Source organism: Bacillus sp. ms-22 (assembly GCF_009759805.1).
In the GTDB taxonomy this organism is placed as follows: Bacteria; Bacillota; Bacilli; order Bacillales; family Bacillaceae; genus Bacillus; species Bacillus xiamenensis.
This window is the reverse complement of record NZ_CP046653.1, coordinates 702069-720232: the sequence shown is the minus strand read 5'-3', so window position 1 is coordinate 720232 and position 18164 is coordinate 702069. Positions and strand designations below refer to the sequence as shown.

The window sequence follows — 18164 nt, the reverse complement described above, 5'->3', positions numbered from 1 at the left end:
TTGTTAGCGAATATATTGAGCTGGATTGACAGCATTTGATTTTGCGCCATTCCATAACCCTTTATGAATTTCAAAATGAAGGTGCTGACCATATGACCGGCCTGTGTTCCCCATATATCCAAGGAATTGCCCTTGCTTGACTCTCTGGCCTGTTGAAACACTTCTTGTTGACAGGTGAGCGTATACCGTTTGATACGTCTGTCCATTGATGTTATGCGTAATGAATACAACATTCCCATAGCTCGGCGAATAGCTTGAGTTCGTAACTGTTCCAGATGCTGCTGCCACAACAGATACTGTGCCTTTTGCCGCAATATCTAATCCGTAGTGCTGTCCACTAGAACGTCCGCCAAAGCCTGATGAGAATCGGCCTGCAGCCGGCTTAATGAAACCTGAGCTGCTTGCTGGTGTATCTGACACTTGATCAGATCCGCCATTTGATGCAGGTGCATTTTTTTCAGCAGCTGCTTGTTGTGCTTTTTTCGCTTCTTCTTTTTGACGGCGTGCCTCTTCAGACTTTACAGCCGCTTTCTGATTCGCTAAAATTTCTTTTTCATTTTCAAGCTTGCCCAGTTCATCATGTGCATGTTCTTTTTCTTCCGTTACATGACCAAGGACTTTTGCTTTTGCTTTTTGCTGTTTAGATAAATCCTTTTTCAGCGCCTCAAGCTCTTTCAGAGATGCTTCAAGTCCACTTAGCTGTTTATTTAGCTCTGCTTCTTTTTGCTCCACAAGCTTTAAATCATTTTCGTGTTCTGTAATCATGTCTTTATCTGCTTCGACAATGGTAGTGACAGCTCCAACACGACTCACAAAATCACTGAAGCTGCGAGCACCTAGCAGCACATCTAAATAGTTGATCGTACCGCCGCTTTTTTGCATAGAACGAATGCGGTCTTTGAAAATCGCTTTTCTTTTTTCAATTCGCTCATTGATGACTTCAATGTCTTTTTTCAGTTTTTTGATCTCTTGTTTCGTCTTTTTGACTTCTTTTTCTTTTTCAGCGACTTTTTCAGTTGCAGCACTTACTTTTTGGTCAATCTTTTCAATCTCTTGTTTCAGCTTTGATTCTTTCTTTTCAAGCTTTGCCAGATCTGATTTCTTTTTCTTCAAGGTTGATTCAGTCTTCGATGTTTTCTCTTCGATTTGTTGACGTTTTTGATCTAGGTCTTCGTATGCGAATGCACGATTCTCGTTCCCTGGAATGTATAGCCACGTTGTTCCAATAAACGCTGCCATTCCAGCCATTATCAGCTTTCTTTTCAAAACGATATTCCCCTCCCATGACAACTGCCTGCATAAAGATTCGACCGGATGAATTGGATCAACCGGTCACATCTTCTATAGAATCCTCGAGTGCTGCCATCAAAATAAAATAGATTTATACTTTCAAGAATTTACGGATGGACGTTAAACTTCCCCACACACCGATAACGGCACCGATCAATAGAAGGATCAGTGATACTTGATAGACAAACGGATTGTATGGAAGCATTGAAATAAATGAACCTTGTACCCTTGGCGCTACCCAGCCGACAACATATTGATACGTGCCAAGCAATAGAGCGATTGGTATAATGGAACCAAATACACCAAGCAGTAATCCTTCAATGAAGAATGGCCAGCGGATAAACCAGTTCGTTGCACCTACTAGCTTCATAATCTCAATTTCTTTACGTCTAGCAAAAATCGTAATTTTGATCGTATTGGAAATCAAGAACATCGCTGTGAATAAAAGCCCAATAATGAGCGCGATGCCGACGTTACGTGCCACACCGACAACATTAAAGAGTCGGCTGACCTCTTCTTTTCCATAAGTGACTTTATACGTCCCTTTTAGGTTTTCTAACTTCTTCGCTACTTTTGGTGTATCGTGAGGGTCTGTTGTTTTCACAATAAACGCATCATTTAATGGGTTTTCTTGATCAACCAATCCCATGGATTGTCCATTTTCACCAAAGCTTTTAATCAGTGCTTTCAGTTCATCATCCTTAGATGAGTATTTCACATCACTGATTTCAGGAATCTTCTCAATTTCTGCTTTTAATTCATCCTGCTGCTTTTGATTCGCTGTTAATTCAATTAATACTTTTACTTCTACTTCTTTTTCAGCGTTCGATGCCATGTTATTCAAGTTGAGCATAATGACAAGAAAAACCCCAACTAAAATCAATGTGACAGTGACCGCACTAATTGAGGCAAATGTCATCCACGTGTTTCTTCCAAGTGAACGGAAGCTCTCACGTAAATGCCGCGAGAGAGTTTTAATCATAAATTCCGTACTCCCCTCTTGCTTCGTCACGCACAATCATCCCGTCTTCGATTGCGATGACGCGTTTCTTCATGCTGTTTACAATCTCTTTGTTGTGTGTCGCCATGACGACTGTTGTTCCGCGGTTATTAATCTCTTCGAGTGTCTTCATGATTTCCCATGAAGTATCTGGATCAAGGTTTCCTGTCGGCTCGTCTGCAATGACAACCTCAGGATGATTGACGATTGATCTAGCGATAGACACTCGCTGCTGTTCACCGCCAGACAACTGGTCAGGGAATTGGCGCGCTTTATGCTTTAATTGCACTAAATCGAGTACATCAAGCACTTTTTTCCTAATGATACTAGGCTGTTCACCAATGACTTCAAGGGCAAATGCCACGTTCTCAAACACTGTGAGAGTTGGAAGCAGTTTGAAATCTTGGAATACTACGCCTATTTCTCTTCTCACGTAAGGAATTTCTTTTTCCTTAATAGAGCCTAAATCTTTGTTATTAATTAAAATTTTCCCTTTGGTTGGCTTCTCTTCACGATACATCATTTTGATGAAAGTAGATTTACCAGCGCCACTGGGACCAACAACATACACAAACTCTCCTGGATGGATAGAGACATTGATTCCATTGATCGCCTTTACACCATTAGGATAGATCTTGTAGACTTCCTTCATTTCAATCATGTAATCACCTAATCTTTTCTTATTCGCTGACAAACAGCTTATCATGATGTTTTGACACTTCTCATCAAAAACGTTATGTATGGTCACGCACATACCTTTCGATACGCAAAAGCAATTTATGTCCTTTTCATCCAAAAAGATGAAAAAATTGAATCGTCTAAATTTCAACAACTCCAATTATACGTCATGATTCGACGCAATGGTATTACATTTATATTTCAAAACTTATAAATAAAAGGTAAATCGAACAAACAAAACCAAAAAACATGCCTTTTTACCCTTATTTTTTAAATAAAATTTAATATAATACGTTTTCATACTGTTCAAAAGTCTTTTTCTACATATAGAAAATAAAAAAACCTTGTCGATTAGACAAAGTTTTTATTTTTTCTCTGCAAGCCATTTGGCGACTTCTTTTGCTTGTTTTTCATCTACCATCCCGCTTGGCATAGACCCTTTACCGTTCTGTGCAATTTCTGCAATTTGGCTTTCATTATATTTCTTCCCGACTTCTTTCAGGCTTGGGCCGCCTCCGCCAGATAAGTCTTTTCCATGACAGCCAATACAGTTCTGCTGATAAACCTCTTCACCACTGCTCACAGTTGATGCACTTTTACTGCCTTCTTTGTCACTTCTACTTGAATTTCCTCCACAGGCCGCAAGTACAAATAGCATGGCCGCAAATAAAAGCGTTAATCCACTCTTTTTCATCTATTTCCCTCCCTTACGATCATTTGGTCAACGCTTATTATATCCTTGTTTACGCCCTTTTAAAACCCTCACCAAGCACCTCTTTGGCATCCATGACAATGACAAATGCTGATGCATCGATTGCTTTGACCACTTGTTTCAACTTTGTGAATTGTGACTGCCCTACAACACACATGAGAATCGGCCGTTCATGGTCGGTGTATCCCCCTACTGCTGAGATCTTCGTTACACCACGATCAATTTGATCAAAAACCGCCTGTCTCACCTCATCCTCATGCCCAGTAATAATCATGGCCATTTTCGAATGACTGAAGCCAGCCTGTACCACATCAATCGTTTTACTAGAAATAAACACGCCAATCACAGCGTACAATCCTTCTTCGATACCAAACACAGTCATCGCAGCCAGTACAATGAGGCCATCCATCATTGCTAAACATGTACCTAACGTCAGTCCTGTGTATTTATTGATGATTTTGGCAGCGAGTGCCGTTCCACCCGTTGAACCATTCCCGAGGAACACGAGCCCTATTCCGATTCCAATCACCACTCCGCCAAATATCGCTGCGAGCAGCGCTTCATGGGTCACAGGGGCAATATGTCTCGTTAAGAATACCATCAAAGGTAAAAAAACAGACCCAACAAGTGTCTTCACCCCAAATGTTCCGCCCAATAAATAAAAGCCGGCGATAAACAGCGGAATATTGAGGCCCCATTGTACATATGCTGCTTCGAAACCGAATGACTGCATAATGGTACTAATGCCACTCACACCTCCAGCGGCAATCTGATTCGGTAATAATAACGTATTAAACCCTATCGCCACGATGGCTGACCCTATGAAAATGAACAGATAGTTTTTCGCTTCAATCCAAAATTGAGAATGTCCCTGCTTCATGTCTTTCTTCCTCCGTTACTTCTGAATGCACACCTATTTTAAGCCCTCTTATTTGGATTGTAAATAACAGCCAAATGCAGTGCTAATGGATTAATACTTTATCACACAGCCGGATCAGCTTACTCATTACTTGGCATGAGAGGAAATGATGATATATTTAATATGTACATGAGAAAGAAGGGACATGCGATGAAGAAAATATTAAAAATCACTGGTATCACATTACTCGCACTGCTGATTTTAGCCTTTGGTGCTTTCTATACATGGAGCCGCTTTACATATGGACCATCTGAAGCATTAAAAAAGCAGGTGAACATCGAGCAGGTTGATCATCAAAACGGGGTTTATGCATTTGAAGCAGCTAAAAGCGATACTGGCATCATCCTGTACCCAGGTGCAAAGGTTGAACCTCTTGCGTACGCCTATCTCGGGAATGCGCTGATGAAGAAAGGCTATTCGGTCTTTGTCCCAGACATGCCATTTTCCTTTGCGATCTTCCATACAAAGAAAGCAGAAGATATCATCAAGGATCATCCAGGCATTAAGCATTGGTACATTGGCGGGCATTCACTAGGCGGGACAGCTGCCGCTATGTACGCAGAGAAAAATCAGAGCAAGCTCGACGGCCTCTTTTTCCTTGCCTCCTATCCAGCATCAGACGACTTGAAACAGGCTTCCTTTCAAGTACTATCTATTTCAGGCGAAAAGGACGGGCTAGCGACACAAGAGAAAATCAAAGAATCGAAAAAGCTGCTGCCGTCTCAAACGGTGTACCATGAGATAAAAGGTGGGAACCACGCGCAATTTGGCATGTATGGCAAACAAAAAGGTGATCAGCTTGCAAACATTCCAGCACTGACCCAACAAAACGATATCATTCAGACGATGCTTGAATGGTTAAAGCCAGCAAAAAAGCTCCCATAATGGGAGCTTTCGGATTTTATTCTTTCGTCGCTGCTAAAAACGCTTCGGCATCTGCCACAGCCAGTGAAATCGCCTCTTCCCAAAATACTTTTTGAGTGAGGTCGACACCTAAATGCTTATAGGCCAGATCTTCTACAGTCATTGAAGCTGTATCCTTTAATAGCGCAATGTATTTCTCCTCAAACGATGCCCCGGCCTGCAATGCTTTCGCATAAATACCTAACGAGAACATGTATCCAAAGGTATAAGGGAAATTATAGAACGGGACACCTGTAATATGGAAATGCAATTTAGATGCCCAGAAATGCGGATGGTATTCATCTAAAGAGTCACCAAAGGCTTCCTTCTGCGCTTCTACCATCAGCTCATTCAAGCGGTCAGCCGACACTTCTCCATGTTTACGCTCTTGATAAAAGCGCTGTTCAAATAAAAAGCGTGATTGAATGTTCATAAAGAACGCCACACTGCGCTGAAGCTTATCCTCTAACAAACTGAGACGCTCTTCTTCATTTACTGCTTCTTTTAATGAAGCATCCGCCACAATCATTTCTGCGAATGTCGACGCTGTTTCAGCTACATTCATCGCATATTGACGATTCAGCATACGAACGTCTTGCATCACTTCCTGATGGAACGAATGACCAAGCTCATGTGCAAGTGTCGCTACATTGGACGGCGTCCCTGAGAAGGTCATAAAAATACGTGATTCCCCGCTGTCAGGGAAATTCGTACAGAAACCGCCCACTCGTTTGTTGGGACGATTCTCAGCCTCTACCCAGCGTTCATTAAAGGCTTTTTCAGTAAAGGCAGCAAGCTTTTTTCCAAACCCTGCGAAATGCTTAATAATAAAAGCAGCTGCGTCTTGATAAGAATAGGTCTTTGTCTCACTTCCAATTGGCGCTCCAACATCAAACCAGCTCAGTTTATCAACCCCAAGCATGTCAGCTTTGCGCTGTAAGTAATCAATGAATGGCTGTTTGTGTTCATCAATGACAGACCACATCGTATCGAGTGTTTCTTGTTTCATCCGGCAAATATCCAGAGGCTCTTTTAACATATGATCCCAGCCTCTTGCTTCATACACTTGTAAACGGAAACCCGCAAGATGATTGAGCGTGCTTGCAAATAAATGTTCATCCTGTGTCCAGGCATGCTCTAAATTATGATAAACGGCTTTTCTCACTTCACGGTCTGAATCATCCATCGCATTTTCTGCTTGGCCTACAGAGATCATCTGTGTTTCACCATTTTGCTCAAATGGAATGGTGATCTTATTCACTAAACTGGTATAAAGCTCCTCCCACGCATGATACCCATCTACCGCCAGCTTTTGAATCAGTGTTTCCTGTTCAACAGGCAGCAGATCCTTCACACGCTCTCTTCGTTCATTTAATATGTAGCGAACATCTGAAAAAGCAGCTGAATTCATCAATTCTTCCCACTTGCTAGTACGGATGGCAGCAAGTGATTGATCAAAGCGGGCAAGAATGGTTCCTAATTCAGCTGCCAGCTTGGCAATGGCCCCTCGAAGGCTCCCCGCCTTCATATCCTTTGTATTTTGAGATTGCAAACATGATACAAATGAACCTGCTTGTGATAGCTTTTTATATGTGATTTCATATGTTTCAAGGACAGACGTTAATCTGCTTTCAATCTGTGTATCTTCTTTTGAAAAGGCATCTACCTTTTGACGTAATTCATCTAATAGCTGATGGATGTGCTGTAAGTATGTCATCAATTCCGGTGAAGAACTGCCTCCTTTAAAAAAGGCATCTAAATCCCACGTCTCTTGTAATGGTTTTAATCCCAAAGTATTTCCCCCTTTATTTGCTAATTTCATCATACAAAGGATATAGAGTCAGTATGGCGTATGTATTCCTTTATATTCATTTTATTTTCTCATAATTAAAAAAACCCGGCAAGAAGCCGAGTTTTTATGATAATTTCGAACGTAAATAAGCATCAATGAATGAATCTAAATCTCCATCCATCACCGCTTGGACATTTCCCATCTCCGTATTGGTCCGGTGGTCTTTCACAAGGGAATATGGGTGGAAGACGTAAGAGCGAATTTGGCTTCCCCAGCCAATTTCTTTCTGTTCTCCTCTAATTTCATCCAATTCCGCCTGCTGTTCTTCGATCCGTTTTTGATAAAGCTTAGATTTCAGCATTTTCATTGCGCGTTCTCTGTTTTTGATTTGTGATCTTTCTGTTTGGCAAGTTACCACGACATTTGTTGGGATGTGGGTAATACGAACAGCAGAGTCCGTCGTATTGACGTGCTGACCACCAGCACCACTTGCACGGTACGTATCGACCTTAATATCCTCTGTACGAATATCAATATCAATTTCTTCATTGAATTCTGGCATTACATCACAGGAAACGAAGGATGTATGTCTACGGCCAGATGAATCAAAAGGAGAAATACGAACCAAACGATGGACACCCTTTTCTGCTTTTAAGTAACCGTAAGCATTATGTCCTTTAATCAGCAATGTCACAGACTTAATTCCGGCTTCATCACCTGGAAGATAATCAAGTGTTTCAACCTTAAAGCCTCTGCGCTCTGCCCAGCGGGTATACATTCTGAGGAGCATAGATCCCCAATCCTGTGATTCAGTCCCGCCTGCACCTGGATGAAGCTCAAGAATGGCATTGTTTTTGTCATACGGTTCGCTTAAGAGCAGTTGCAGTTCAAACTCGTTAAACTGTTTAGTTAAGCTCTTCAGCTCTTTTTCAAGCTCTGCATGAAGCTCCTCATCATAATCTTCCTTTAATAAATCATGCGTCATTTGCAGCTCTTCATGAGATTCACTGAGCTCATGATATGTATTCACATAATCCTTCAGTGCATTGGCTTCATTGATGACACCTTGCGCCTTTTGCTGATCATTCCAAAAATCAGCTTCTGACATGGTCGCCTCAAGCTCTGCAATTTTTGCTTCTTTTGTATCGAGGTCAAAGAGACCCCCTAAAATCAGCTAGCCTGCTAGCCATATTTTCAAGCTCTTGTCTAATTTCTACTAATTCCATACCCTTCACCTCATAGATGTATAGGAGCTGACATGAATAGAAAGAGGTTTTCACCTCTTTCCATTACTTATTCTGTCTTCCCATGACAATTTTTATATTTCTTGCCGCTTCCGCAGTGACATGGTGAGTTTCGACCTATATCCACCACTTTACGCACCGGCTTTTTCTTCACTGTTTTCTCCTCATCTCCCTCTTGAGGCTGATGAGCAGTTGTTTGACCTTGAACAACTTCCTCACGTTCTAGGTTGTTTTGGATTTCTGATTTCAGAACATATTTGGCCACATCATCTTCAATTGAAGCAACCATATGCTCAAACATTGCAAATCCTTCCATTTGGTACTCACGAAGCGGATTGGTTTGCGCGTACGCACGTAAATGAATTCCTTGACGCAGCTGATCCATTGCATCAATATGATCCATCCACTTCGAATCTACCGCACGAAGAACGATGACTTTTTCAAATTCACGCATTTGTTCCTCGCCAAATGTCTCTTCTTTTGCATCGTATTTCTCTTTAATACGATCCATAATGAATTCCGTGATCTCATCTGCTTCTTTGCCGAAGATATCTTTGACCGTAATGGCACCTTCATCTAAATAGTTCGTGTTGATTAATTCAACAAGACCATCTAGTTTCCACTCCTCAGGAAGCTCTTCTTTCGGCGTGTAAGAGCCAACAGCCCGCTCAATAGACGATTGAATCATGTTGATCACAATTGATTTTAAGTTATCAGAATCGATGACTTCAAAGCGCTGTTTGTAAATGACTTCACGCTGTTGACGAAGCACGTCATCATATTGCAGAAGCTGCTTACGGGAATCAAAGTTATTCCCCTCAACACGTTTTTGGGAAGATTCAACAGCCTTAGACACCATTTTACTTTGAATTGGTGTTGAGTCATCCATGCCGAAGCGGTCCAGCATCGCCATTGTCCGCTCTGCACCAAATCGGCGCATCAATTCATCTTCCATCGATAGATAAAATTGTGTAACCCCTGGATCTCCTTGACGACCAGAACGACCACGGAGCTGGTTATCAATACGACGTGATTCATGTCGCTCTGTCCCAATAACAGCTAGACCGCCTAGTTCCTTCACACCTTCGCCAAGCTTAATATCTGTTCCGCGTCCCGCCATGTTTGTCGCAATCGTGACGGCACCTTTTTGACCAGCTTCCTCGATAATTTGTGCTTCACGCTCATGGTTTTTCGCGTTTAATACTTGATGAGGAATGCCTTTGTTTTTCAGCATCTTAGAAATCAGCTCTGATGTCTCAACAGCAACGGTTCCGACAAGAACTGGCTGCCCAGTCATATAACGCTGTGCCACATCCTCAGCCACTGCTTTAAATTTCCCATCCATTGTGCGGTAAATTAAGTCAGGTCTGTCATCACGAATCACTGGTTTATTGGTCGGGATTGTCACAACCTGCATATTGTAAATGTTACGGAATTCCTCTTCTTCCGTTTTCGCTGTACCTGTCATACCAGATAATTTTTCATACATACGGAAGTAGTTCTGGAACGTAATCGTTGCAAGTGTCATGCTTTCATTCTGCACTTCAAGACCCTCTTTTGCCTCGATGGCTTGGTGCAGACCTTCACTATAGCGGCGTCCTTTCATTAAACGTCCTGTGAAGGAGTCAACGATAACGACTTGGCCATCTTCCACGACATAATCCACGTCTTTTTGCATCGCAACATGTGCCTTAAGAGCTTGCGCGATGTGGTGGTTAAGAGCCACATGTTTCACATCAAACAAGTTCTCGATGCCGAATGCTTTTTCCGCCTTCGTCATTCCGCTTTCAGTCAGCTGTACACTTTTTGTTTTAATATCATAAGTGAAATCGTCTTCTGCTTTTAACGTACGAACAAATGCATTTGCTTGTACGTAAAGCTTTGTCGATTTTGCAGCTTGTCCAGAAATAATCAAAGGTGTTCTCGCTTCATCAATTAAGATGGAGTCAACCTCATCAATGACGGCATAATGAAGGGGTCTTTGAACCATTTGCTCTTTGTACAGCACCATGTTATCTCGTAAGTAGTCAAAGCCAAGTTCATTGTTTGTTGAATACGTAATATCAGCAGCATACGCTTCTCTTTTTTCATCTTTGTCTAAACTGTTTAAGTTCAAGCCAACCGTTAATCCAAGAAATTCAAAAATCTTGCCCATTTCCTGCGCATCACGGCTTGCCAAGTATTCGTTGACTGTCACGATGTGGACGCCTTTTCCAGTAAGAGCATTCAAATAAACAGGCATTGTTGATGTCAACGTTTTACCTTCACCTGTTTTCATCTCTGAGATGTTGCCTTCATGAAGCGCAATCCCCCCCATGAGCTGCACCTTAAACGGGAACATTCCTGTCACGCGGCGGGATGCCTCGCGAACCGTTGCAAATGCTTCAACCAAAAGGTCGTCTACAGATTGTCCTTTTTCAAGTTTTTCTTTAAATTCGATTGTTTTATTTCGTAAAGCCTCGTCAGATAATTTCTCGAAATCTTGAGCGAGAGCTTCAATTTCATTTGCCTTTTTTTCGTATCGGCTGATCGTACGTTTCGTAGGATCAAACACTTTGTTTAAAATTCCAAGCATATAATAACGCTCCTCTATTTTCATGCAATTTTTCGGCATGTCCAAAAGTTTGACAGGTCCATATTTACCTGCATTTATCATACCATACCTTCCTTGATTTCCAAAGAATTTGCAATGATTTAGAACAAAAAACCCGCCCCTAATGGGACTGACCCCATAAAGTGAGACAAATAAAAACACCTTTAAGTTGAAAATCGGGTATATCATATCTGAAAACAATTTGGAGGTGTTTTTTGTATGGGAACAAGAGTCAGTTACCCCGCAAGTGTAAAAGAAGAGGCGGTTCAGATGAAGTTGGCAGGAGTCTCAACAAAAGAAATCATGGACAAGCTAGGAATTAAGAATAAAACACAAGTGAAAACTTGGATGAAATGGTATCACAATGGTGAAACCCACCGGTTTCATCAACCTGTTGGAAAGCAGTATTCATACGGTAAAGGACCTGAATACCAAGATGAAAACGAGAGATTGAAAACAGAAAATCGCTATCTAAATCAACAAATAGACATATTAAAAAAGTACCGAGAATGGGAAAGGTGGTGGAAAAAGAAGCACTCGTGTCGATCTACGAAACGGTAAAAGATAAAGTGAGTGTCAGTGAATTCTGTCAGCTATTTGAAGTGGCTAAATCAACATTTTATCGTTGGAAAAAACAAGATCATCATCACTCAGAGCAACATGGGTTAATCAAGCTTATTTCAACACTTTGTAAGTTGCACAAGTATACGTATGGGTATCGTAAAATAACGGCTCTTCTACGCAAAGAAATGAAGATTAACCATAAGAGAGTACAACGAATGATGCAAACCTACGGTTTGCAGTGTCGTGTGAAAGTGAAAAAGCGTAAACAGACCGGTCAACCCTATTACATTGCAGAAAATCACTTAAAACGAGATTTTTCTGCGACAAAGCCACTTGAAAAATTGGTGACTGATATCACGTATTTGCCATTTGGGCAAAAAATGCTTTATCTATCCAGCATAAAAGATTTATATACAAGTGAGGTTGTGGCTTATACGATTGGTGATAAACAGGATGTTTCTCTTGTTTTAGATACATTGAAGCAGTTAAAGACACTGCCTAAAGGCTGCGTACTTCATAGTGATCAAGGTTCGGTCTACACTTCTTATGCTTATCAAAAGGAGATAAAGGAAAAAGGCATTACCATGAGCATGTCCCGTAAGGGAATGCCCGCTGATAATGCTCCCATCGAATCCTTCCACTCAAGTTTAAAATCAGAAGGATTTTATCTCCACCACCTGACAAACACTACAACAGCCATTGTAGAAAAAACAGTCAGGGAGTATATTGATTATTATAACAATATCCGAATTCAATTGAAATTAAACAGCCAGTCACCAAAAGAGTTTCGGCAACTGGCTGTTTCGTAAAGGTGTTTTGATCCCTGTCTCAAAAACGGGGGTCAGTCCCAATGAAGGGAACGGGTTTACTTTTTTTAGGTTATTTCCAAACCAGCTGAAGCTGATGATTAAGCGTTTGGCTCAATGAGTCCATATTTACCGTCATTTCGACGATAGACCACGTTGGTCAAATTTGTCTCAGCATTTGTGAAGACAAAAAAGCTGTGACCTAACATGTTCATTTGAAGAATGGCCTCTTCGCTATCCATTGGTTTTAAGTTGAACCGTTTTTGTCTGACGATTTCTGTTTCATCCACTTCTTCGTCATCTTGAACTGCTACATCGGCAGCACCATTTCCCCCAGCAAATAAATGCTTTTTCGCACCTTGCTCGCGGAATTTACGGTTGACTTTTGTTTTGTGTTTTCTAATTTGACGTTCTAATTTACTGGCTGCTAGGTCTACTGCATTGTACATATCCTCATTATGCACCTCTGCTCGAAGTGCTAGATCAGTCATTGGAATGGTAACCTCAACTTTAGATTCTTGATCGTTGTAAAACTTCAAGTTTACGTTGACTGAAGCATCAACATCTGACTCAAAATAACGCTCCAGCTTTCCAATTTTTTTCTCGACATGATCTCTTAGTGCAGGTGTTACTTCGATGTTTTCTCCTCTAACATTGTAATTCATGTAAAGAACGCCTCCTTTAAAATTAAGGATATGTAAACCTATTTCTACTTTTCCCTCCTTTTCTCCTGCTCAAACGTAAAAAAAATGTGAATTTTTATTGAAATTTGTCGAATCCTGCGGTGCTTCAACTTTTGCTTGATAGGTGATGAATATATATTCGAGTGATTCTTGAAAAAGACCAGCTTGCTTTTAAATCTTGAAAGATGAGATAGATGTTTTCAGTGATTGAGACAAGGACTTTAAATCTTCTGCTGCTGCTTTCATTTCTTCATTCGCCGCTAATGATTCTTCAACAGCCGCCGACATATACTCTGTCTCTTCTGAGTTCCGTTTAGCCCCTTCTTCAATGACACCAACTGTTTGAGAAATTTCCTCTGTACTAGCTGAAATTTGCTCTGTAGTGGCTGACAGCTCCTCTGCTTTCATGGAAATATCTCGGATCGATTCCAGAATGTCATGAAAGCTCTGTTCAGACAATTGCGATACTTTCACACCTTCTGCTACATCTCGTTCCACCTTCGTCATAGAATGTGATGACCTTTCAGTATCTTTGTTCACGTTCGCGAGTAATTGACTAATTTGATCTGTCAGCTGACTCGATTCTTCCGCCAGCTTTCTGACTTCATCTGCAACAACCGCAAAGCCTCTGCCGTGTTCCCCAGCCCTTGCCGCTTCAATGGCTGCGTTTAAAGCAAGCAAATTCGTCTGGTCTGCAATAGCATGGATATTCCCTAACAGGTCTTGGATGCCGGTAAACTGCACTTGTACATTGGCCATTGTGGAATGGTGTTCATTCACAGATTCTTTAATAGAGCTCATTTGTTTCACAAATTGTTGAATGAGGGATGCACCCTCTTCAGCCTTTTCAGTCACTGAAATTGAGTGACCCGAAACATCAGATGTATGTTCAGCCGCATTATGCATGCCCGTTGAGACTTCTTGAATGGTAGAGGCCACTTTTCCAACTGCTCCCGATTGTTCACGTGAAGCTTCACTGACCTGTTCAATCGAGCTAGACGTCTGTTCACTAGCCGATATGGTTTGACTGATGGTTTCTTCAAATTGAGTAGCAGAATCAGCCAGCTGCCTTGATCCGTTTTGCACCTGTAAAATCAACTGACGTAAATGAGTTGTCATTTGGTTAAAAGCTGCAGCGAGCTGACCAATCTCGTTTTTAGAGGTTACTTCAATCTCTTCAAGTGTAAGGTCACCATCTGCCATCCTTCTGGCAGCATGTGTGACAGAGACAATCGGTTTTGTCATTCGACGGACGAATCTGACCCCAATGATCAAAAAGCCGACCACAATTGCTGCGCTGACAAGAATGAGTGTCAGCAATAATTGATTACTTTCTTGGTTGAGCTGACTGATTTTTTGATCACGCTGTTTCAGTTGGGTTTGGGCAAATTCTTGTGTAAAGGTATGTATTTTTTGTTCGATAGGCTGTAATTCTTGCGTGAGGCGGGTGTTGAATTCTTTTTGATTTTGCATATTCAGTGAATTAAATAATCGATTCGTTGAGGTATAGTAAAGATAATTCTTTTCGGAAATTTGATCTAATAGATTTTTTGCTTGTTTAACCGTGCTAAGTTTTAATGCTTCAGTTGTTTTCTTATTAATATCTTCATATGTTTGCTCAATTTTCTGTAAATTTTCAGCGTCTTGCACAACCACATATGTTTTGATTTGTGCTTCCTGCTTTTGCAGCAATGTCTCTAATTCCAGTGAGGTCTGATACAGCTTTACTTCTTTGCTGAGGAGTGCTTTATAGGATTGATCTGTTTTGTAATAGATGAAGCTTGAAAATCCTAAAATACTGACAAACAATACACATATGACAATAAGCCCAAATAAAAATTGATTTTTTAGTCTCATAAATTCCTCCGAATGGTCTGAATTGAACAAAAATTAATGAATGACATACGGCCTCATGCAGGCATGTATTTCATCCATCCACTTTCTATATTCAGGTATAAAATATGCTGTAAGGAATGACTGGAAGTGATTTGAAGGGAATGTATAGAAAGCTAGTATATCGAAACTTAAAAAAATTTGGTCAAACGAACGAATCGTCTTGGCAAAGTCATCATTTTCAATAATTGAAAGCAGAAGGGGGTGTGTTGTCTCTAAGTGAAAGAAGGCATGGATCAGATCATTAAAGATCCGATCCCCTTCTGTTTTAGTGAAATCCTTCTCAATTTCATCTAAATATTTCAGACTCTCTTCTATCGTATATAGAAGTTCATAATATGTGGTTAATAAGATATAGTCATCTGAACGATACGCCACAGGTCTCACCTATTTATTTCCGTTTATCGTAGTATATGCCGTCACTTGTCATGGGCTGGTACGGATGTTGATAATTTAACTGTTTTGTTTTCTTGCGTTGAATGGCTTGAATATCTGCTTTTATCCCATTTTGAATCTCTGTTAATTGCTTCGCCATCTGTTGATCTGTTTGAATAATTTCCTTGATCTTCTCTTTCTCTTGAACTGAAAGCTCATGCTGAATGTCTCTCATTAATTCATCTCTCTCAATTAAAAAAGCATCAAAGTCTTCAACCAGTGTTTCGCTTTGCGGATTGGCCTCTATTTCTGCTGCCATTTTTAATGTTTGGTCATGCAGCTGGTCCACAATACTCATAGAGATCCCCCAATAGAGTGATGACGCCCTTTTCGATCGGTTTGAATGACTTCTTTCCAAGCATCTCGGAAATCAATCACGTATTGCTCTACTTCATTCAGTATCTCTTCGTCATTTTGCAGATTGGCTTCAATAAGTCTACGATAAATGTAGTCATACATACTCGCCATGCTCTTTGATACATCATAAGTACGATTTAAGGTGACATTTAATTCTTGGATGATGTTTTGAGCCTTTTTCAGGTTCAAGTTTCTTGCTTCGGCATCGTCTTTTTGAATAGCATGCTTCGCTAGTTTGATAAACTTTAAGCATCCTTCATAAAGCATAAGCGTCAACTCGGCCGGTGTTGCAGTCTCAATAGAATTTTTCTGATAGGCGGCATAAGGGTTCTGAATTGCCATATGTTATAAACCTCCAATTATTGTCCAAGCAGTTGAGAAAGATAGCCAGATTGGTTGTTTAGCTTTTGAATCGCACTATCCATGGCATTAAATTTTGTATAGTAACGGGCTTCAACAAGTTTCAAGCGGTCTTGGAACGTACTCATTCGTTTTGTCAAAGAATCAAGGTCTTTACCAAGTCCGTATTCCTTTAATGCCATCGTTGTGCTTCCAGCCTTTGTTTGAATGCTCTTCGTGAAGGCTGTTAAAGAATTTTTGACACGATAAATGATCCCTTGTTCTTTATATTGTTGCTGCGCTTTGTCTTGATCTTTTGAATCCACGTTTAAACTACCTGAGATGAACATTTGACTGACCTTCTGCGGGTCTTCTTCAATGGCTTTTCTTAGTTTCGGTTCATCAATTACAAGCTTTCCGCCATCTTTATATTTATCTGAAGTGGTAATTCCGATTTGTGTCATGTGAATTTTATTCCCATCACTTGTTGTAATATCAGCATAAAAATCACTTCTTAATTTAGATGCACCAGATCGTAAAATTGAATCACTTCTCAGCAAGCCAGACTTAGCGGTCGTTTCCCAAAGCTCAACTTCCTTTTCAGACATAGCTGATTTCTCTTCAGTAGTTAAAGGATAATAGTCTCTGTTTCTTTTTTCATTGACTTTACCATTGACCTGCTCAACCAGTTCATTGTATTTATCAACAAATTGTTTAATTTTATCAAAAATCGTATCCACATCTGTTGAAACGTTTAAGCTGACAGGCTTATCTGTTGTTCCTTTGAGCTCATATGTGATACCAGCCTGCGTGAATGTATTATTGTTATTTTCCATTTTGAGACCATTAATTTCATATTGCGCTTTTTGTCCTTGAGTGGTCGCAACTAATTTATTATCTCCATCCACCTGAAAGCCTAATTGCGTTAAAAATGAAGCAGAATCGCCATCCGTTGCTTTAATACTGACACCTTCACCAGTCGTACGCGAAGTCAGAGCGATCGTATCCACGTAGTTGGTTCCATCAGAGATTTGGCCTTTATAAGCGGTGACACCTAGTTGAGAGTTATTCAATTTTGTCACGATTGAATCAATGGTATCTGTATCAGTGGTTTTAATGGTCACTGTTTTTGGTGTCGTAGAATCTGGTGTTGTCACCTCAAACGTAAACGTACCGTTTGCTGGCGTAAACCCAGATGTACCAGAAGATTTGAATACGGAAGCTGTCGCTAGTTGGGTCACATTAATCGAGCCAGATGTAGCATTTGTTGATCCAGTTGCTGTGACAGCAGATTCGTTTGAGCTTGTCACCTTTTTTGCGCCATATGTACTTGGACGCGATAAGTTTAAATTGTTGATCAAATCATCTAATTCTTTGACTTTCGAATTCACCTCGCGATAACTGTCTCTTTGCCATTCAAGTGTTTGTTTCTGGCGTGTCATTTTATCAAGTGGTGCTTGTTCTGTTTTCATAAGTTTTGATACGATTTCATCAATATCAAACACATTTGAAAACCCAGTAATTCGATTAACCATTGTTTATTCTCCCTTCAATTACATTCTTTTATCTACAAATAAACCGACAATCTCTGTCATCGCCGCGTAGAAATCAAGCCATTCCTTGGAAGGAATTTCTCTAATGACTTCTTCAGTTTGGTTATCTACGACTTTGACATAATATTCATTGAGTTTTTCATGTAATTCAAATTGAAGATGAAATTGAGTAGGTTCAATCAGCTTATTTGCTCCTTGAAGCGTTTTTTCAATTTCGTCCTTTGAAACAACTTTTCCATTTGCTTGTAAATCGGTGTTTGCATTGTCATTCTGATGATTCGTAACACGGGTTTGAAATGCATCAATCAGTGGCTCTAGCGATGTCAACTTACCAACAGACATAATTATTCAGCTCCTGTGCTTTTAATCTATCTTTTATATCGGCTTTGAATTTTCAAATTAA

At 40.5% G+C, this 18164-nt stretch carries 17 protein-coding genes; 2 read left to right on the top strand and 15 right to left on the bottom strand.

Annotation, left to right across the window (positions count from 1 at the left end):
- Nucleotides 1-3: 3 nt before the first annotated feature.
- From GPA07_RS03715 to GPA07_RS03695, 5 genes are all read right to left on the bottom strand, one after another.
- On the bottom strand, nt 4-1266 hold the full coding sequence (locus GPA07_RS03715; RefSeq protein ID WP_008358444.1) for a murein hydrolase activator EnvC family protein: 1263 nt from the start codon (nt 1264-1266) through the stop codon (nt 4-6).
- 115 nt (nt 1267-1381) lie between these two features.
- Nucleotides 1382-2272 (bottom strand): permease-like cell division protein FtsX, encoded by an 891-nt coding sequence (gene ftsX, locus GPA07_RS03710; protein WP_008358446.1) that lies wholly within the window; start codon nt 2270-2272, stop codon nt 1382-1384.
- Nucleotides 2265-2951, bottom strand: a complete 687-nt coding sequence (gene ftsE / locus GPA07_RS03705) for a cell division ATP-binding protein FtsE (protein WP_008358447.1) — start codon at nt 2949-2951, stop codon at nt 2265-2267. Before ftsE ends, ftsX begins: the two co-directional genes overlap by 8 nt.
- A 381-nt stretch (nt 2952-3332) precedes the next feature.
- Complete coding sequence (cccB, locus tag GPA07_RS03700) at nt 3333-3662, bottom strand: cytochrome c551 (RefSeq protein ID WP_157292044.1); 330 nt, start codon at nt 3660-3662, stop codon at nt 3333-3335.
- A gap of 49 nt (nt 3663-3711) precedes the next feature.
- Nucleotides 3712-4560, bottom strand: coding sequence for a YitT family protein (locus GPA07_RS03695; protein WP_071168505.1), 849 nt, complete (start codon nt 4558-4560; stop codon nt 3712-3714).
- A gap of 189 nt (nt 4561-4749) precedes the next feature.
- On the opposite strand from GPA07_RS03695, the gene GPA07_RS03690 reads away from it, so the two are divergent.
- On the top strand, nt 4750-5484 hold the full coding sequence (locus GPA07_RS03690) for an alpha/beta fold hydrolase (protein WP_157292043.1): 735 nt from the start codon (nt 4750-4752) through the stop codon (nt 5482-5484).
- A gap of 16 nt (nt 5485-5500) precedes the next feature.
- On the opposite strand, the gene GPA07_RS03685 is transcribed toward GPA07_RS03690, so the two are convergent.
- The 3 genes from GPA07_RS03685 to secA form a co-directional block, all read right to left on the bottom strand.
- Complete coding sequence (locus GPA07_RS03685) at nt 5501-7294, bottom strand: M3 family oligoendopeptidase (protein ID WP_071168503.1); 1794 nt, start codon at nt 7292-7294, stop codon at nt 5501-5503.
- 124 nt (nt 7295-7418) lie between these two features.
- Nucleotides 7419-8520 (bottom strand): peptide chain release factor 2 gene (gene prfB / locus GPA07_RS03680; protein WP_145939408.1). Its coding sequence is split into 2 segments (ribosomal slippage): nt 7419-8447 and nt 8449-8520, totalling 1101 coding nucleotides; the frame shifts between segments, so codons are not numbered across the junction.
- 67 nt (nt 8521-8587) lie between these two features.
- On the bottom strand, nt 8588-11113 hold the full coding sequence (secA, locus tag GPA07_RS03675) for a preprotein translocase subunit SecA (RefSeq protein WP_157293135.1): 2526 nt from the start codon (nt 11111-11113) through the stop codon (nt 8588-8590).
- Between the two features lie 237 nt (nt 11114-11350).
- On the opposite strand from secA, the gene GPA07_RS03670 reads away from it, so the two are divergent.
- A protein-coding gene (locus GPA07_RS03670; RefSeq protein WP_157291940.1) for an IS3 family transposase occupies nt 11351-12504 on the top strand; the annotation gives its coding sequence in 2 pieces (ribosomal slippage) (nt 11351-11624 and nt 11624-12504; 1155 coding nt in all).
- A gap of 98 nt (nt 12505-12602) precedes the next feature.
- Here GPA07_RS03670 and hpf read toward each other — a convergent pair.
- The 7 genes from hpf to flaG all read right to left on the bottom strand — a co-directional run bounded on the left by hpf (nt 12603) and on the right by flaG (nt 18103).
- Nucleotides 12603-13166 (bottom strand): ribosome hibernation-promoting factor, HPF/YfiA family, encoded by a 564-nt coding sequence (hpf, locus tag GPA07_RS03665; protein WP_008360166.1) that lies wholly within the window; start codon nt 13164-13166, stop codon nt 12603-12605.
- Between the two features lie 189 nt (nt 13167-13355).
- Nucleotides 13356-15041: a methyl-accepting chemotaxis protein gene (locus GPA07_RS03660; RefSeq protein ID WP_157292042.1), complete on the bottom strand. Its 1686-nt coding sequence runs from the start codon at nt 15039-15041 to the stop codon at nt 13356-13358.
- 33 nt (nt 15042-15074) lie between these two features.
- The gene (locus GPA07_RS03655) at nt 15075-15455 is read right to left on the bottom strand and encodes a DUF8042 domain-containing protein (protein WP_008360170.1); all 381 of its coding nucleotides are present in this window, start codon (nt 15453-15455) and stop codon (nt 15075-15077) included.
- Between the two features lie 13 nt (nt 15456-15468).
- A complete protein-coding gene (locus GPA07_RS03650) occupies nt 15469-15810 on the bottom strand; it encodes a flagellar protein FliT (RefSeq protein WP_008360172.1) in 342 nt (113 codons plus the stop codon).
- Nucleotides 15807-16211 (bottom strand): flagellar export chaperone FliS, encoded by a 405-nt coding sequence (gene fliS / locus GPA07_RS03645; protein ID WP_008360174.1) that lies wholly within the window; start codon nt 16209-16211, stop codon nt 15807-15809. Before fliS ends, GPA07_RS03650 begins: the two co-directional genes overlap by 4 nt.
- 17 nt (nt 16212-16228) lie before the next feature.
- Nucleotides 16229-17743 (bottom strand): flagellar hook-associated protein 2, encoded by a 1515-nt coding sequence (locus tag GPA07_RS03640; RefSeq protein WP_157292041.1) that lies wholly within the window; start codon nt 17741-17743, stop codon nt 16229-16231.
- Between the two features lie 18 nt (nt 17744-17761).
- The gene (gene flaG / locus GPA07_RS03635) at nt 17762-18103 is read right to left on the bottom strand and encodes a flagellar protein FlaG (protein WP_008360179.1); all 342 of its coding nucleotides are present in this window, start codon (nt 18101-18103) and stop codon (nt 17762-17764) included.
- Between the last annotated feature and the right edge of the window lie 61 nt (nt 18104-18164).

Excerpts from the sequence above, each read along its gene's own strand:
- ftsX (WP_008358446.1), bottom strand. The coding sequence starts at position 2,272 with ATGATTAAAACTCTCTCGCGGCATTTACGTGAGAGCTTCCGTTCACTT.
- ftsE (WP_008358447.1), bottom strand. The coding sequence starts at position 2,951 with ATGATTGAAATGAAGGAAGTCTACAAGATCTATCCTAATGGTGTAAAG.
- cccB (WP_157292044.1), bottom strand. The coding sequence starts at position 3,662 with ATGAAAAAGAGTGGATTAACGCTTTTATTTGCGGCCATGCTATTTGTA.
- GPA07_RS03695 (WP_071168505.1), bottom strand. The coding sequence starts at position 4,560 with ATGAAGCAGGGACATTCTCAATTTTGGATTGAAGCGAAAAACTATCTG.
- GPA07_RS03690 (WP_157292043.1), top strand. The coding sequence starts at position 4,750 with ATGAAGAAAATATTAAAAATCACTGGTATCACATTACTCGCACTGCTG.
- secA (WP_157293135.1), bottom strand. The coding sequence starts at position 11,113 with ATGCTTGGAATTTTAAACAAAGTGTTTGATCCTACGAAACGTACGATC.
- hpf (WP_008360166.1), bottom strand. The coding sequence starts at position 13,166 with ATGAATTACAATGTTAGAGGAGAAAACATCGAAGTAACACCTGCACTA.
- GPA07_RS03660 (WP_157292042.1), bottom strand. The coding sequence starts at position 15,041 with ATGAGACTAAAAAATCAATTTTTATTTGGGCTTATTGTCATATGTGTA.
- GPA07_RS03650 (WP_008360172.1), bottom strand. The coding sequence starts at position 15,810 with ATGAGTATTGTGGACCAGCTGCATGACCAAACATTAAAAATGGCAGCA.
- fliS (WP_008360174.1), bottom strand. The coding sequence starts at position 16,211 with ATGGCAATTCAGAACCCTTATGCCGCCTATCAGAAAAATTCTATTGAG.
- GPA07_RS03640 (WP_157292041.1), bottom strand. The coding sequence starts at position 17,743 with ATGGTTAATCGAATTACTGGGTTTTCAAATGTGTTTGATATTGATGAA.
- flaG (WP_008360179.1), bottom strand. The coding sequence starts at position 18,103 with ATGTCTGTTGGTAAGTTGACATCGCTAGAGCCACTGATTGATGCATTT.